This window comes from Chryseobacterium sp. FH1, assembly GCF_000735135.1.
Taxonomy (GTDB): domain Bacteria; phylum Bacteroidota; class Bacteroidia; order Flavobacteriales; family Weeksellaceae; genus Epilithonimonas.
The window spans coordinates 56,637-70,713 of record NZ_JPLZ01000003.1 but is presented as its reverse complement, the minus strand read 5'-3'; the positions used below and the strand labels follow the sequence as shown (position 1 = coordinate 70,713).

Here is a 14,077-nt window from a genome sequence, read left to right as displayed (position 1 = left end):
CTAGATAAAATATGAAATCAAAAATCCTAATTCTTCTCTCATATTTTGTACTTTTTGCCTGCAATGGTCAAGAAGAAATTTCGAATGCGCCTATCGGAATTGGACTGCTGGAAACGAATACAGAATTTCCAATTTCGCTTTATAAAATGAAAACGATACCGTTCCAGCCGAAATTTTGAAATTCAAAACAAGTAAATCCGGTGTTACAAAATTCATTACCAATCTCAAATTGAAACCTTACGAAATCTATGAAGGTGACTCTCACAAGTCTGGCGAAAAAAATCGAAGTATGGGATTGGTGAGATTTCCGCCGATTTTGAAATTTCGCGTGGTGGATTCTACCAAAACGAGTTTCAAGGTCGTAACCAATGAAAATTTAAACGAATCTTTTTACATCAAACGAGATGCGAAAAGCGCTTATTACACGACAGAACAACAGCATTTTGATAACAACTGCATCGGTTGTCCTGATTCCAATTACAATCCCAATTGGAACATTTTTGAAACTTGGGAAAGATATCTAAAAAGAGCAGAATACATCTCCAAACAGAACCTGAAAATCTACGACCAGCCAAATGTAAAAGTGATTTTCGAAGACAAACAAAACACATTTTTGCCCTTCAACATCACAGAGGTCAACGGCGATTGGATTAAATTAAAAAAAGGAATGGGCAGAGAATCCAACTTCGATGCATCCAAAAACTTTGACGGCTGGACGCAATGGAAAGAAGGCGACAAAATATTGATTGATATTACGGAGCATAAGTATGAGTAAGAAATTATTTTTTAAACTAAATGAAAACAAGAGACCTTGATAAAATTCAGTCCTCAATAAGAAACAGCTCTATTGAATTTTAGTTAACAATAATGACTTTTTCTTCATTATTTTTATTTATTTTTGACGGTAATCGTCATATCAATGCAAAAAATCGGTTTTTTCCTGTTACTATTTTTAGGATTTTCACAGAATTATTTTTCTATTAATAAGCCAGCTCAAGACAAAGACGAAATCCAAAAATTAATCGACCAATCCAAACGTTTTTTGGAACAGCGAAATAAACTGAATGCGCTTCTCTCTGTAAACAAAGCGATTAACCTTAGTAAAACCAAAAAAAACGCCGACCAACAAATCCTCGCCTTGAATCAAAAAGGAAAAGTCCATATGGCTTTCAGGGAATTTGGTGAAGCTGTGAAGGTTTTTGAATCGGCAATCAAACTTCCATCATCCAACAAAAACTGTGAGATTTTCAATAATCTTGGGGTTTGCAAATTCAATCTTGGAAAAGGCTACGAATCTATCCAAGCCTGTCTGCAAGCCAAAAAATGCTACGAAGAAAGCAAGGAAGTTGCGAAGGTCAATTCCACGCTTTATATGTTGGGTTGGAGCCACGCATATGTTGGAGAATACGACAAAGCGTCTTACTATTTTTTGAAACAGCTGGAGATTCTGAAAAAAGATACAGCTCAAGTTCTGAACAAAGGAAAAGTTTACCGTGGATTGGGAATCAATGCTTCGATGAAAGGAGATTTCAAATCATCAATCCATTATCTGAATCAGGCCTTGAACATTTCAAATTCCAAAAAAGACATTGTTGGCACTTTTGAAAATCTAAGTGCGCTTTCGTCCAGTTATGCACAGATGAAGGATTTTGACAACGCCTTCAAATACAGCGAAAAAGGATTAATCGAAGCAAATAAAATCAATGATGAAGCGGTTATTCTGGAAGCGAAAATGAACGCAATTACTGCATTGGTTGGTCTTAAGAAATTTGATAAAGCCTCAACATTCATCATCGAAATTTCAAAAGATACAGCAAAATATTACTTTGTCCCGACGTTCAAAGTTCAATATTATCAAAACAATTCTTTGATTCAAGAAGGACTTGGCAATTACAAAGACGCTTTGTATTCTCAGAAACGTTTGAAACAGTACAACGATTCCATCATTTCTGTCAACAATACGATTGGAATTTCACAATTGAAAGACCAATACAACTTTGAAAAAGACCAAAACACCATTCTTGCCCAAAAAACCGAACTCGGCAAACAGGCAATCAAACTGAAAAACAATATAATTCTTACAATCATCATTTCATCCGTTGCAATAATTTGTCTTGTCATTTTTGCATTTTCAATTTATCTGAAGCGCGAAAAAAGAAAACGATTGGATTTGCTTTCTTTAAAATTCAAAGATGGTTTTAATGAATATTTGAAAACCAAATACGATTTGACGCAACAGCAACTTGAACTTTGGTTGAAAATTGTGGAAGGCGTAGAGGAAGTTCAGATTGCTGTCAGCTTTTTCAAATCTGCCGAAACCATCAACCGATGGAGACGACAATTGTACGCCAAATTAAACTCGGTGGAGGAAACCGACAAGCACTACACCAAGCCAAAAGCTATCATTCTGTACAACAAAGAAGTCGACCTTTTCAAAGAACTCTCAAATCGATGAATTTATTAAATCAATGATAATCATCTAGTTATAAATTTTGACCCCTAACAGTCGGTGACCCTTGAGGCTCAATCTTTATGCCTCGTTTCAATTTACTTCATTGCTCTATTCGTTTGTAATATTTGTTTTCTAATATTGCATCAGTATCAGATTTGTTTTATCAAAATAAACTTGTACCGACTGCAGTTGACACGATTTAAAACCAAAATATTAACAAGAAAAAAGAAAGAAATGAAGAGAATTTTTACTTTATCATTCATCGCGTTGATAGGCGCGCAAAGTCTAACTGCGCAAACCACAGACGTGGCAACTGGAATCAACTATCCTTGGGGAATCGCCTTCAAAGGAAATGATTTGTACATCACAGAAGCGTTGACCGGAAGCATTTCCAAAATCAATGTCAACGATGCATCGCCTACGCCAACTCTTGTTGTGAGCGGATTGAGCACAGCCATCGAACTTGCATTCAAAGATGATGAGCTTTACATTAATGAATTTGATGCCAAGAAAATTTCCAAAATAAATATTACAGATGCGACACCAACGCCAGTAGATGTTTTGACAGGAATCACAGGCGAAGCGTACTCTTTACAAATCAAAGGCAATGACCTTTACTACGCACAATATTTCGAAAACAAAATTTCAAAAATAGACCTAAGCAATCCTACAGCCACGCCTACCAATGTTGTCACTGGAATTGGCACGCCAAGCGGACTATTTTTCGATGGCGATGTGCTCTACATCTCTGAATCTGTCGGCAAAAAAATTTCAAAAATCAATATTACCGACGCAGTGCAAACTGCCTCCACTGTTGTGACAGGATTAGAGGATGAGCCTTACACAAGCATTCTTTATGGCAGTGATTTGTACGTTTTGCTAGCTTCGGTAGGAAAAATTGTGAAGGTAGACCTTTCGGCAACCAACCCAACCGCAACGGACGTTGTCACTGGAATCGCGTTGTCCCGAGGAATGGCAATCAAGGATAATTACTTGTACATCTCAGATTTCATCGGAAACAAAATCTCCAAATTGCAATTGCCAACTTTAGCTGTGAACGATTTTTCTAAAGTTAATTTCCAGGCTTATCCAAATCCTGTTTCCGATTTTCTTCAAATATCAGGTTTGACCAAGCCGGAAAACTATAACATTTTCAACATTTCTGGAATGCAGTTGAGCAAAGGCGTTATTGATAACAATCAGAAAATCAATACAGAAAATTTGAAATCTGGTCTATACTTAATCAAATTAGAAAACGGACAAACAATTAAGTTTATTAAAAAGTAGACTACAAAACACGCTCTCTATATATCTGAATAGCGGGAATGAACTTAGTAAAAAAAGTTTTTTCCTGCTATTTTTGTTTTAATCCAAAAGGACATTGGCGGTAATTTTGCTGAATCATTTTTAAAAACAAAAACCAATGACAAAAACAATAACCACACTTTTCATTTCCTGTCTAATGATTCTCAGCTGTCAAAAGGAAAAGACTCAAAAAGTTACCACTTATAATTCAGCTGAAACTGCAAAAGACAGGCTTCAAATTTCAAATCCAAAACCGACACCAGAAGTAAATGACAAAATTGTCATTTCCAAAAAGCACAAGCCAAATTCTATTTCTTTGGATTTGGATGGCGATGGATTGAAGGACGTTGTGAATATCGTTCAGAATCTTGAAAATCAAAAATATGGATTGGAAATTCTGTTCGGCAACAAAAAACTGGATTATCTCGGAATGGGAAAAGATGTTGTAGGTCAAGGATTTGACGACATCGATTGGGTTGGCATCTTCGAAGTTGCTCCGAAGAACGAAATCTATTACAACAATGTCAGCGATGATGGAGAAATCCTCACGGAAGACCAAGTGAAAGAATCAGACAAAATCAAACTTCCGAACGACGGGATTTTCATCCATCAGGCAGAATCCTGTGGCGGTGGCGTCATCTATCTGAAAAACGGAAAATACGAATGGATTCAGCAGGAATAAAAACGATTGAACTATGAAATTTAAATATCAATTTTTCGCATTACTGATTTTGCCTTTTTGCTTTTCAAATTGTAATGATAAAAACGAAATGCCACAAACCACACAATCATCTCTGGAAAGCAAAACTCTGCTTTCAACAAAAACTGAAACAAAACAAAAAACCATTTCGACAGAGGAAGCCGTAAAAATCGCGGAAAAACAATTCAAAAAATATCTCCAAACGATTCTCGAAGCGCACAATGGCTACATCGACAGTCAGGATACTTTCACGGGCGACTTTACTGGAGACGGCGTTGCCGATGTTGCCATTTATTTTTCACTCGGTTCCAATGATGGCGGAAACGTTATCGTGGGACAAGGAATCGCATTGTACCAAAACACGGGAACTTCTGTGAAAGTGATTGCTGGCTATGAACCCGATTATTTATTTAATTTCAAAAAAATAAATCAAGGCAAAATCTACGTCGAGAAAATGGAATATGCGGAAACCGACGGCAGATGCTGTCCTTCCATCAAGACAGAACACGTTTTGAAAATTTCTGGAGATAAGGCATATTAAAAAAAATCTCTACTAAAATGAATCAGTAGAGATTTAAAATATATTAAGCTTTCAAATAAGCTTCAATCTGTTCTTGCGGAATCAAGTCCAAGATAGAATTCACATCGATGATTTTATGTTCATTGATGATACTTTCCACCGCTTTTTTCGCATCGGGCTGATTGACCAATTGTTCCAAAAGTCCGTAAGTATTGACCATTTTTTTGTGTGTATTTTCCTCATCACCACCAAACCAGGAACCGTTGAAATGGTGACTCACATAATTCTTCGGTAAGTCCTGAGAGAAATAGATGGACGGATAAAGCGTCACATCATGTTTCAGTTTTTGAATCGTGTCGCTGTAGCGGTCTGCGCCATATTCCTTCTCGAGCATTTCGGAAAAAATATCCGTGTTGATGCGCTCCACAAAACCATCTTGCTTGTCGTAATAATCTACAAAATCCTTAGAAAGCTGATGATTCGGCTCTGCCATCCAAAATGCAGAATAAGGAACACCTTTCACTTCGAAACCGCAAACAGCCTTCTCATCCAGAAATTCATCCAGCGGAAGTTTCAGTTCCATATCCGTGTCCATATAGATTCCACCGTGGTCCAGCATTACTTTGGAGCGAACGTAATCTGAAACAAAGGCCCATTTTTTCTGAGCAAATGCTTCTTTCACATAGTTGTTGTCTTCCAGAGGTGCATTGCTTTCGTTCCATTCCACAATTTCAAAATCCGGATGTACTTTTTTCCAAGTGGCGATGCAATGTTCTGCCAATTCGGTTTTTGCCTGTCCGCCAAACCAACAATAATGTATTTTTTTTGGAATCATAAATTTTTATTTTTTGAATGTTAATAAAGAAAGCAGAAATCTCTGCAACTCGTTTATTCCTTGCAAACATCAAACCTTTATGCCATCTCGAGGGAAATTTTATCAATAAAAATAATTGAAAGAAGTCTTAATATGATTGAGTTTTCATTAATATAATCAAATTTTCACATCAATTAATGTTATATTTAATGGTAACATTATTATTGGGTATGATATTCGTTGCAATGATATTTTTAAATTTCTTTAATTAAAAACTATGGAAAATCAGCCTGAGAACAATTACCAGCCAAAGAAATACGTAGAACTTTCCACGCCCGATTGGGTTAAAAATGCGACGCTTTATGAACTGAATGTCCGGCAGTTTTCCGAAGAAGGTAATTTTCAAGCCATCGAAAAACAACTTCCACGACTCAAGAAAATGGGAATCGATATCATTTGGTTGATGCCCATCAATCCGATTGGAGAATTGCACCGGAAAGGTAGTCTGGGAAGTTATTATTCCGTGAAAGATTACTTGGGAATCAATGCGGAGTTTGGGACGGAAGATGATTTTCGAAGTTTGGTTGAAGCGATTCACAATCAAGGAATGTACGTGATTTTGGATTGGGTTGCGAATCATACGAGTTGGGATAATCAATTGGTTGATGTACATCCGGAATGGTATATGAAATCCAGAAAAGGAACCTTCCAATCCACGCGCTGGCGGGATTATGATGATATCATCGAATTAAATTACAAAGAGCCGGAACTCAGAAAATATATGACCGATGCAATGAAATATTGGGTCGAAGAATATAATATCGATGGCTTCCGTTGCGACATCGCGAGTTTTGTCCCGATTGATTTTTGGGAAAATGCACGAGCAGAACTTGACAAAATAAAACCGATTTTTATGCTCGCAGAAGCCGAAGATAAGGAACTTCACCGCAAGGCCTTTGATTCCACGTACAACTGGACGCTTTGGAATATTCTGCATCAGATTGTTCAGAATGACCTGAGCGTGAAAACCCTTACCGAAGCGTACATTGCCGAGCACGTTTCCATTTTCCCAAAAGCCGGAATCCGAATGAACTTCATCGACAATCACGACAAGAATTCCTGGGAAGGCAATCAATACGATAATTTTGGAGAAGCGTTGGAAGCGACCACAGTTTTCACCTTTTTGATGGACGGCATTCCGTTGGTTTACAGCGGACAGGAAGCCGGACTCGACCGCTCTTTGGAGTTTTTTGAAAAAGACCCGATTGACTGGACGCCTCATAAATTCGAAAAGCTCTACACCACTCTATTTTCATTAAAACATCAAAACCAAGCGCTCTGGAACGGCGATTGGGGCGGAGAAATGGTGAGAATTATGAATGACCGAATGGACCAAGTGATTTCGTTTGTGCGAGAAAAAAACGACGACAAAGTTCTAGCATTTGTCAATCTCAGCAAGGAACTGATTATGGTGCAATTTGATACGTCATTTGACAAGGGAATTTATAAAAATCTTTTTATCGGCGAAGAAAAAACAGTTTCCGAAACCTTCATCATCACGATGGAGCCTTGGGAATATCTAGTTTTGCATCAATCTAAATAATTTCTTGTTTTTCTTATGATTGATGTGAGGTTTCAATTAATGTAAATCTTGATTTAATTATCTTTGAAGTTGCATTGTCTCCACGCGATATGAATCCATTAATCAAAAAATTCAAGGAATACGGAAATTTAAATCCAGAAATAGAAGCAGAATTATCCAAAAGAATTAAAACCCAGACAAAACAAAAAGGTGATTTTTTCCTTAAGCAAGGCCAAATTGTTTCCAGTTTGTTCATTATTGAGAAAGGATTGGTGCGCTCTTTTTTCATTAAGGATGACAAAGAAGTCAATGCTTGGTTTGGTTTTGAGAACCTCATTTTAGGTTCCATTTTGCCTTTGTTCTACAAACTTCCCTCTTTTGAAAACATTCAGTTTTTGGAGCAATCCAACATTTATTACATTACCTCCGACGACCTCAATGAGCTTTATAAAAAGTACCATCAGATAGAAACCATCGGCAGAATAATGGCCGAGGAATATTGTAAAATTCTGGAAGAACGCATAATATCTCTGCACACACAATCGGCGGAACAGCGCTATCAAACCTTACTGAGCGAACAACCGGAAGTTTCGCAACGTGTTTCATTAGGTCACATTGCATCGTATCTTGGCATCAGTCAGGAGACACTTAGTCGCATACGAAAGAAGTAAACTTAATTTGACTTTTGTCAAAAAATCCAGTTAAATTATCCTGTTCCTTTGCATCATAAATTTAATGAGTTATGATTTTAATTACAGGCGCATCAGGACATTTGGGAACTGCGGTCATCAATCATCTTTTAACAAAAATTTCAGCTGACAAAATAGTTGCATTGGTAAGAAATGCAGAAAAAGGAAAAGCATTAAAAGCAAAGGGACTCGAAGTTCGAATCGGCGCTTATGCAGACAAAGCCTCGATTGAAAAAGCAGTTGAGGGCGTTTCAAAAGTCTTACTTGTAAGTTCGAACAGCAATGATGCATTAAAAGAACACAAAAACGTGATAGATTCTGCCAAAGATGCTGGCATTTCACAAATCTACTACACCAGTGGCGCACGGAATGAAAATGTTTCGGAATCCAAATTAGGTTCTTTGACAGACGCTTACAGCACGACTGAAAATTACATTATCACAAGTGGCCTGCCTTACACCATTTTTCAAAACGGTTTGTACGCAGAAACGCTTCCATTCTTCATAGGTTATGATGTAGTGAACACTGGAATCTCCTTTCCAGCCGAGAACGGAAAAGCATCTTTTGCCAAACGTGATGAAATGGGAAAGGCGATTGCCAATGTATTGGCCGACGACGGACATATCGACAAAATCTATAAATTAACGGGCTCTCTATCCTATTCTTTTGCTGAGATTGCAGAATTACTTTCCGAATTTTCTGGGAAAAATGTAGCTTATGAAAGTCCTGACCCAAAAGATTATGAAACGAAACTAAAAGAATATGGCGTTAGCAAAATGGACGTTTTGTACTCCACATTATTAGCTTCCATCATAAGGAATGATGAGTACAATGTTGTTTCTTCAGATTTGGACGAATTGTTGGGACACAGAAGTATCGATTTGGAAATCTACTTGGAAGATACTTTTATTTATTAACAGATTATGAAATACTTATTTCTTGGTTTGGCCATTATCTTTGAAGTGGTCGGCTCCAGTTTTATGAAAGCTTCAGAAGGTTTTACCAAATGGCTACCTTCCATCGTCGTGATTGTGGCTTATCTGATTTGTTTTTATTTTCTATCATTAGCCTTGAAGACAATTCCATTGGGCGTAGCTTATGCGATTTGGGCAGGTTTGGGCATTGTTCTCACTGCAATGGTTTCTGTTTTTATCTTCAAACAGAAATTGGATTCTCCAGCAATCATTGGAATTTTGTTAATCGTAATTGGTGTCGTGATTATGAATTTTTTTTCCAAAACTTCGCATTGATTCAATCATAAACTTAAAAACCCCTCAGCATTTGAGAGTTTTTTTTAATTAATTTTGCACCGAATTATTAATGATTAAAGCTATATTTCATTAATTATAGATCCCAATAAATATGAACCAAAAAGACATTCCCGAAATCATCATTGGACTTCAAAATGCAGATTTGGAGCTTCGGGAAAAATTGATTTCAGAAGGAAAATTGGGTGAAGGTTACAATAAAGAAATGGAAAATCTTCACAATCAAAATGCGGAAGTTTTAAATCAAATCATCGATATCATTGGATTTCCAACAGTTGAAAAAGTGGGAAATCATTCCGCTTATTCAGCTTGGTTGGTGATTCAACACTCGATTGGAAAACCTGAGTTTATGAAAAAATGTGCTGAACTTTTGGAAATTGAAGTCAAAAAGATGAAAGCTGATCCAAGAAATCTCGCCTATCTCACAGACCGAATTGCGACTTTTGAAAATAAACCGCAATTTTACGGAACCCAATTTGACTGGGACGAAAATGGAGAATTGAGCCCGAATGCTTTTGATGACATCAAGAAAGTCGATCAAAGAAGAAAATCGATTGGTTTGAATACACTTGAGGAACAAGCGGAAATCATCAGAACACAGGCAAAAAACGAAAATCATTCGCCACCAAAAGATTTGTTTAAGAGAAAAACGGAGATGGAAAATTGGAAAAAATTGGTGGGCTGGATTAAATAGAATTTAAGAAATTATGAGACGAGTAACAGTATTTTGCGGTTCCAGCTTCGGAACTGATGAGATTTATAAAACACAAGCCATTTTATTAGGAAACAAACTGGCGGAAGAGAATATCGGATTGGTCTATGGCGGTGCAAACGTCGGATTGATGGGCGCTGTAGCAGATGGCGTTTTGGAAAAAGGTGGCGAAGTTTTTGGTGTTTTGCCCAACTTCCTCAGGTCAAAAGAAATTGCCCACGACCACTTGACCGAATTATTTTTGGTGGAAACAATGCACGAACGAAAAACCAAAATGAACGACCTTTGCGACGGCGTGATTGCTTTGCCAGGCGGTTTTGGAACCTTGGAAGAATTTTTCGAAATGCTGACCTGGGCGCAATTGGGACTTCACAAAAAACCAATCGCCATCCTGAATATCGATGGATTTTATGATTCATTGATTACATTCATACAAACGACCGTTGACAAAGGTTTCCTCAAACAAGTGAACCAAGATATGCTCATTGTGAGCGATAATATTGAAGAACTGTTGGACAAAATGAAGAATTACGAAGCACCAACAGTCGGAAAATGGATTACAAAAGAAGAGGTTTAGAAAGCAAATCCAATGGAAAAACTGCGCACGCATATTGGAGAAATCGTCTCATTGACAAATGATGAATTTGATTTGATAAAACCATTCTTCACACCGAAACGAACGTTGAAGAATCAGTTTCTAATCAATGAAGGTGACGATGTTCAGTATGAATTTTTGGTGCTGTCAGGCATCTTCAAAGTGTTTTACTTAGATGAGCAGGGCAAGGAATTCATTCTTCAATTTGCCAAAGAAAATTGGTGGATGTCCGATTATCAGGCATTTTTTCAGAATAAGAAAGCAACAATGTACATCGAATGCATCGAAGCTGGCGAAGTCTTGGTCTCCACTTTGGAAGGCAGGGAAAAACTGTCATCGGAACTCCATAAAATGGAACATTTCTACAGAATGAAATTGACCAACGGCTACATCGCGCTCCAACAACGTGTCAAACTTTTGCTTTCCAGCACGCCACAACAGCGGTATGAAGAATTCTCTAAATTGTACCCCGACTTACTTCAAAGCATTCCAAAAAAGCTGATTGCAGAATATCTCGGTGTCAGTAGGGAGACGCTCAGCAGACTTTATTCCAAATAAAAAATACAGAAAGTGTGATTACGGTCACACTTTTTTTGTGACTTGTGTCCTTCTCTTCAAGGCGGTGTTGAAGCTACTTTTGTCTTATTAATTTTAAACAAAATCAATAACAATTAAAATTATAAGATATGAAAAAGAAAATCTTAATCATTGTTTCCAACGCAAATTCAATTGGACCAAACAACAGAAGAACCGGGACATTCTTACCAGAAGTAGCGCATCCATACGCAGATTTTGACAAGGCAGGATTCCAAATCGATTTCGCTTCATTGACTGGTGAAACACCTTACCTTGACGGATTGGATCTTGCCGGCGACCCGGGCAATTTGAAATTTTTAACTGGTGATGGCTGGGCAGAAATGCAGAAAGCGACCAAACTAAGCTATGTGGACACGACCGTTTATGACGCTGTTTTCACGCCAGGCGGATTGGCTCCGATGGTCGATATGCCGGAACATCAGACTTTGAAAAAAGTACTTGCCGAAACTTACGAACGCGGTGCAGTTGTAGGCGCCGTTTGTCACGGTCCAGTTTCATTATTAAATGTAAAATTGAGCAACGGAAAATATTTGGTTGATGGAAAAAACATCACCTCATTCACCACGGAAGAAGAATCAATGTACGCGATTGCCGATGTTCCTTTTGACCTTCAAACCGAACTGTCAAAACAAGGTGCCATCTTCCACGCAGAAACCGCTTGGTCAGCACACAGCATTGCAGACGGAAATCTTGTGACAGGTCAAAACCCTGAATCTGCGAGAGGTGTTGGAGAGAAAATTGTGGCTTCATTAAATCAAAAAAATTAATTATGGAAAATCAAAGTCAACCTATTTTCATCTTCGCCAAATGGCAAGTTAAGAATGGAGAACTACAAACCGTTTTGGATTTACTTCCATCATTGATTGAAAAAAGTACAAATGAAGAAGGCAATATATTTTATAAAATCTATCAAGACAATTCTGACAGCAATACTTTGATATTAAACGAAAGCTATAAAGATATGGCGAGCATCGAAGTTCATAAAAATTCGAATCATTATCAGGAAATTGCAGTGAAACAAATCATTCCGTTGTTGGAAAACAGAGAAGTTATTTTGGCTTCTGAGTTGGATTTAGGATAAGAAAAAACATTTTTTAGATGACAAGCTGGGGTGAAAACTTCAGCTTTTTTTGATTACTTTCGTTTGGGAAAATTTTCAACAATAGATAAAGATGGTCAACAAAAAAGTCATTGAAAAACTCAGTGATAGAGAATTAGAAAATTATATCAAATCGGACAGTAAATTCGTTGCGCCAGCCATCACTTATGCTTACGAAGTTCTACAATCGCGAGGGAGGGTTTTTGAAGAGAGCGAAAAACTTCAGATCGAACAAATGATCAGCGAGAAAACCCAAGCGGAAACCGATGAAAAACATAAATACTACAAAGCGTGGGATGAAAATATGACGGAAAATCCATCTGCGATCGAGTTGTATTCCAACAAAGTGATTTGGATTTTCAGTATTCTTTTCGGTGTTTTCTTTGGTGGATTTTTGCAGGCTATCAATTTTGTTAGATTGAAGAACAACAAAGTGGCTGTGATCTCCGCTTCATTCGGAATCTTGTTTTCCGCAGGTCAGGTTTTATTATTGAATTACATCGAAACATTAGATTATCATTTTGGCAAAAGTAGATTTTTACCACTTTTTCTATCTGCCATTGGCTCCGCAATTTTGATTTTCATCAGGGATAAATCTCAACCAAAAGAACTGAAATACAAAGGCAGATCATTTGTAGTACCACTAATTGTTGCGCTCGTGATCTATATTCCGATCGTTTACTTTATGTTTTTGGAATTGCAGGAGCAAATCAATCAAATCAAACAATAAATCAAAAATGAAATATCTATTTTTAGGATTGGCAATTTGTCTGGAAGTCTTAGGAACAAGTTGTCTGGCACGGTCGGAAAACTTCACGAAACTGTGGCCAAGTCTGATTACAATCATTGCATTCACCGGGTGCTTTTATTTCTTTTCCCACGCCATCAAGGAGATTCCGCTGGGTGTGGCTTACGCGATTTGGACGGGATTGGGAATTGTTTTGACGGCTTTGGTCTCCGTTTTCTTTTTCAAACAGAAATTGGATTTGCCAGCCATCTTAGGAATAGCAATCATCATCGTCGGCGTGTTGGTCATTAATTTATTTTCAAAATCGGCGACGCACTAATATCTCATCAATGGCCAACAAATCTAAATAAAACTCAAGAAACTTTCTACCCCGAAACGCCCGAGCAATGGCGTAATTGGCTCATCAAAAATCACACGCGCGATAATGGAATTTGGCTGGTTCAATACAACAAGAAATCGGACAAACCATCTGTCAGTTGGAGCGATGCTGTGGATGAAGCGCTTTGTTTTGGTTGGATTGATAGCCTCAAGAAAAAACTGGACGATAAATCTTCCATCCAATATTTCGGAAAGCGAAAACCGAAAAGTACCTGGTCCAAAATCAACAAACAAAAAATAGAAAAACTCACCGCCGAAAACCGAATGTTCCAAGCCGGATTGGACTGCATTACCATTGCCAAAGAAAACGGCTCGTGGGAAATTCTGGATAGCGTGGAAGAACTCCTAATCCCCGAAGATTTAATGCTCGAACTTTCCAGGAGAACAAACGCCACCGAGTTTTTCCACAGCCTCAGCAAATCCGTCAAGAAAATGATGCTTTACTGGGTCATCAGTGCGAAAAGGCCTGAAACCAGACAGAAAAGGATTTTGGAGATTGCGGAATGTGCGGGGAGGAAGGTGAAGCCAAAGCAGTTTTGATAGTAATTAAACCAATCAGATTCCCATTTTTACTTTTTGTGATATAATAATGATCATTAGCAAACAATATTTGCAATA

The 14,077-nt window shown here is 37.7% G+C and carries 19 protein-coding genes; 18 read left to right on the top strand and 1 reads right to left on the bottom strand.

Annotation, left to right across the window (positions count from 1 at the left end):
* The first annotated feature begins 11 nt into the window (after nucleotides 1-11).
* From IO90_RS18950 to IO90_RS04595, 6 genes are all read left to right on the top strand, one after another.
* Nucleotides 12-179, top strand: a complete 168-nt coding sequence (locus IO90_RS18950) for a hypothetical protein (RefSeq protein ID WP_165570239.1) — start codon at nucleotides 12-14, stop codon at nucleotides 177-179.
* The gene (locus tag IO90_RS04615; RefSeq protein ID WP_034964455.1) at nucleotides 176-775 is read left to right on the top strand and encodes a hypothetical protein; all 600 of its coding nucleotides are present in this window, start codon (nucleotides 176-178) and stop codon (nucleotides 773-775) included. The genes IO90_RS18950 and IO90_RS04615 overlap by 4 nt, the downstream gene beginning before the upstream one ends.
* 144 nt (nucleotides 776-919) lie before the next feature.
* Nucleotides 920-2,455, top strand: a complete 1,536-nt coding sequence (locus IO90_RS04610; protein ID WP_034964453.1) for a tetratricopeptide repeat protein — start codon at nucleotides 920-922, stop codon at nucleotides 2,453-2,455.
* A 231-nt stretch (nucleotides 2,456-2,686) separates the two neighbouring features.
* A complete protein-coding gene (locus tag IO90_RS18295; protein ID WP_131450820.1) occupies nucleotides 2,687-3,739 on the top strand; it encodes a T9SS type A sorting domain-containing protein in 1,053 nt (350 codons plus the stop codon).
* A gap of 136 nt (nucleotides 3,740-3,875) precedes the next feature.
* Nucleotides 3,876-4,439, top strand: coding sequence for a hypothetical protein (locus IO90_RS04600; protein ID WP_034964452.1), 564 nt, complete (start codon nucleotides 3,876-3,878; stop codon nucleotides 4,437-4,439).
* 13 nt (nucleotides 4,440-4,452) lie between these two features.
* A complete protein-coding gene (locus IO90_RS04595) occupies nucleotides 4,453-4,998 on the top strand; it encodes an FG-GAP repeat protein (protein ID WP_117596577.1) in 546 nt (181 codons plus the stop codon).
* 43 nt (nucleotides 4,999-5,041) lie between these two features.
* Here the strand turns inward: IO90_RS04595 and IO90_RS04590 are convergent, their stop codons facing one another.
* Nucleotides 5,042-5,812 carry a glycosyltransferase family 32 protein gene (locus IO90_RS04590; RefSeq protein ID WP_034964450.1) on the bottom strand — a complete coding sequence of 257 codons (771 nt, stop codon included), beginning with the start codon at nucleotides 5,810-5,812 and terminating at the stop codon, nucleotides 5,042-5,044.
* A gap of 256 nt (nucleotides 5,813-6,068) precedes the next feature.
* Here IO90_RS04590 and IO90_RS04585 point away from each other — a divergent pair, with 256 nt between their 5' ends.
* The 12 genes from IO90_RS04585 to IO90_RS04530 all read left to right on the top strand — a co-directional run bounded on the left by IO90_RS04585 (nucleotide 6,069) and on the right by IO90_RS04530 (nucleotide 13,999).
* Nucleotides 6,069-7,394, top strand: coding sequence for an alpha-amylase family glycosyl hydrolase (locus IO90_RS04585; protein WP_034964448.1), 1,326 nt, complete (start codon nucleotides 6,069-6,071; stop codon nucleotides 7,392-7,394).
* 89 nt (nucleotides 7,395-7,483) lie between these two features.
* On the top strand, nucleotides 7,484-8,044 hold the full coding sequence (locus IO90_RS04580; RefSeq protein ID WP_034964445.1) for a Crp/Fnr family transcriptional regulator: 561 nt from the start codon (nucleotides 7,484-7,486) through the stop codon (nucleotides 8,042-8,044).
* A 71-nt stretch (nucleotides 8,045-8,115) separates the two neighbouring features.
* Entirely contained in the window at nucleotides 8,116-8,979 is an 864-nt protein-coding gene (locus IO90_RS04575) for an SDR family oxidoreductase (protein WP_034964441.1), read from the top strand.
* 6 nt (nucleotides 8,980-8,985) lie between these two features.
* Nucleotides 8,986-9,312, top strand: coding sequence for a DMT family transporter (locus IO90_RS04570; protein WP_034964438.1), 327 nt, complete (start codon nucleotides 8,986-8,988; stop codon nucleotides 9,310-9,312).
* Between the two features lie 112 nt (nucleotides 9,313-9,424).
* Entirely contained in the window at nucleotides 9,425-10,024 is a 600-nt protein-coding gene (locus IO90_RS04565; RefSeq protein ID WP_034964434.1) for a DUF6624 domain-containing protein, read from the top strand.
* A 13-nt stretch (nucleotides 10,025-10,037) separates the two neighbouring features.
* On the top strand, nucleotides 10,038-10,619 hold the full coding sequence (locus IO90_RS04560) for a TIGR00730 family Rossman fold protein (protein WP_034964431.1): 582 nt from the start codon (nucleotides 10,038-10,040) through the stop codon (nucleotides 10,617-10,619).
* Between the two features lie 12 nt (nucleotides 10,620-10,631).
* Nucleotides 10,632-11,195, top strand: a complete 564-nt coding sequence (locus tag IO90_RS04555) for a Crp/Fnr family transcriptional regulator (protein ID WP_034964430.1) — start codon at nucleotides 10,632-10,634, stop codon at nucleotides 11,193-11,195.
* Between the two features lie 128 nt (nucleotides 11,196-11,323).
* Nucleotides 11,324-12,001: a type 1 glutamine amidotransferase domain-containing protein gene (locus IO90_RS04550; RefSeq protein WP_034964428.1), complete on the top strand. Its 678-nt coding sequence runs from the start codon at nucleotides 11,324-11,326 to the stop codon at nucleotides 11,999-12,001.
* A gap of 2 nt (nucleotides 12,002-12,003) precedes the next feature.
* Nucleotides 12,004-12,315: a putative quinol monooxygenase gene (locus IO90_RS04545; RefSeq protein WP_034964426.1), complete on the top strand. Its 312-nt coding sequence runs from the start codon at nucleotides 12,004-12,006 to the stop codon at nucleotides 12,313-12,315.
* A 91-nt stretch (nucleotides 12,316-12,406) separates the two neighbouring features.
* Nucleotides 12,407-13,063: a hypothetical protein gene (locus tag IO90_RS04540; RefSeq protein WP_034964424.1), complete on the top strand. Its 657-nt coding sequence runs from the start codon at nucleotides 12,407-12,409 to the stop codon at nucleotides 13,061-13,063.
* Between the two features lie 7 nt (nucleotides 13,064-13,070).
* Nucleotides 13,071-13,400 carry a DMT family transporter gene (locus tag IO90_RS04535; protein ID WP_034964422.1) on the top strand — a complete coding sequence of 110 codons (330 nt, stop codon included), beginning with the start codon at nucleotides 13,071-13,073 and terminating at the stop codon, nucleotides 13,398-13,400.
* Nucleotides 13,401-13,570: 170 nt separating this feature from the next.
* Nucleotides 13,571-13,999, top strand: a complete 429-nt coding sequence (locus tag IO90_RS04530) for a YdeI/OmpD-associated family protein (protein ID WP_316931168.1) — start codon at nucleotides 13,571-13,573, stop codon at nucleotides 13,997-13,999.
* Nucleotides 14,000-14,077: the final 78 nt, after the last annotated feature.

What these genes read in the sequence shown, in the direction of transcription:
- IO90_RS04565 (WP_034964434.1), top strand. Translation starts at nt 9,425, where the DNA reads ATGAACCAAAAAGACATTCCCGAAATCATCATTGGACTTCAAAATGCA.
- IO90_RS04595 (WP_117596577.1), top strand. Translation starts at nt 4,453, where the DNA reads ATGAAATTTAAATATCAATTTTTCGCATTACTGATTTTGCCTTTTTGC.
- IO90_RS04580 (WP_034964445.1), top strand. Translation starts at nt 7,484, where the DNA reads ATGAATCCATTAATCAAAAAATTCAAGGAATACGGAAATTTAAATCCA.
- IO90_RS04570 (WP_034964438.1), top strand. Translation starts at nt 8,986, where the DNA reads ATGAAATACTTATTTCTTGGTTTGGCCATTATCTTTGAAGTGGTCGGC.
- IO90_RS18295 (WP_131450820.1), top strand. Translation starts at nt 2,687, where the DNA reads ATGAAGAGAATTTTTACTTTATCATTCATCGCGTTGATAGGCGCGCAA.
- IO90_RS04550 (WP_034964428.1), top strand. Translation starts at nt 11,324, where the DNA reads ATGAAAAAGAAAATCTTAATCATTGTTTCCAACGCAAATTCAATTGGA.
- IO90_RS04540 (WP_034964424.1), top strand. Translation starts at nt 12,407, where the DNA reads ATGGTCAACAAAAAAGTCATTGAAAAACTCAGTGATAGAGAATTAGAA.
- IO90_RS04575 (WP_034964441.1), top strand. Translation starts at nt 8,116, where the DNA reads ATGATTTTAATTACAGGCGCATCAGGACATTTGGGAACTGCGGTCATC.
- IO90_RS04585 (WP_034964448.1), top strand. Translation starts at nt 6,069, where the DNA reads ATGGAAAATCAGCCTGAGAACAATTACCAGCCAAAGAAATACGTAGAA.
- IO90_RS04590 (WP_034964450.1), bottom strand. Translation starts at nt 5,812, where the DNA reads ATGATTCCAAAAAAAATACATTATTGTTGGTTTGGCGGACAGGCAAAA.
- IO90_RS04535 (WP_034964422.1), top strand. Translation starts at nt 13,071, where the DNA reads ATGAAATATCTATTTTTAGGATTGGCAATTTGTCTGGAAGTCTTAGGA.
- IO90_RS04560 (WP_034964431.1), top strand. Translation starts at nt 10,038, where the DNA reads ATGAGACGAGTAACAGTATTTTGCGGTTCCAGCTTCGGAACTGATGAG.
- IO90_RS04545 (WP_034964426.1), top strand. Translation starts at nt 12,004, where the DNA reads ATGGAAAATCAAAGTCAACCTATTTTCATCTTCGCCAAATGGCAAGTT.
- IO90_RS04600 (WP_034964452.1), top strand. Translation starts at nt 3,876, where the DNA reads ATGACAAAAACAATAACCACACTTTTCATTTCCTGTCTAATGATTCTC.
- IO90_RS04610 (WP_034964453.1), top strand. Translation starts at nt 920, where the DNA reads ATGCAAAAAATCGGTTTTTTCCTGTTACTATTTTTAGGATTTTCACAG.
- IO90_RS04555 (WP_034964430.1), top strand. Translation starts at nt 10,632, where the DNA reads ATGGAAAAACTGCGCACGCATATTGGAGAAATCGTCTCATTGACAAAT.
- IO90_RS18950 (WP_165570239.1), top strand. Translation starts at nt 12, where the DNA reads ATGAAATCAAAAATCCTAATTCTTCTCTCATATTTTGTACTTTTTGCC.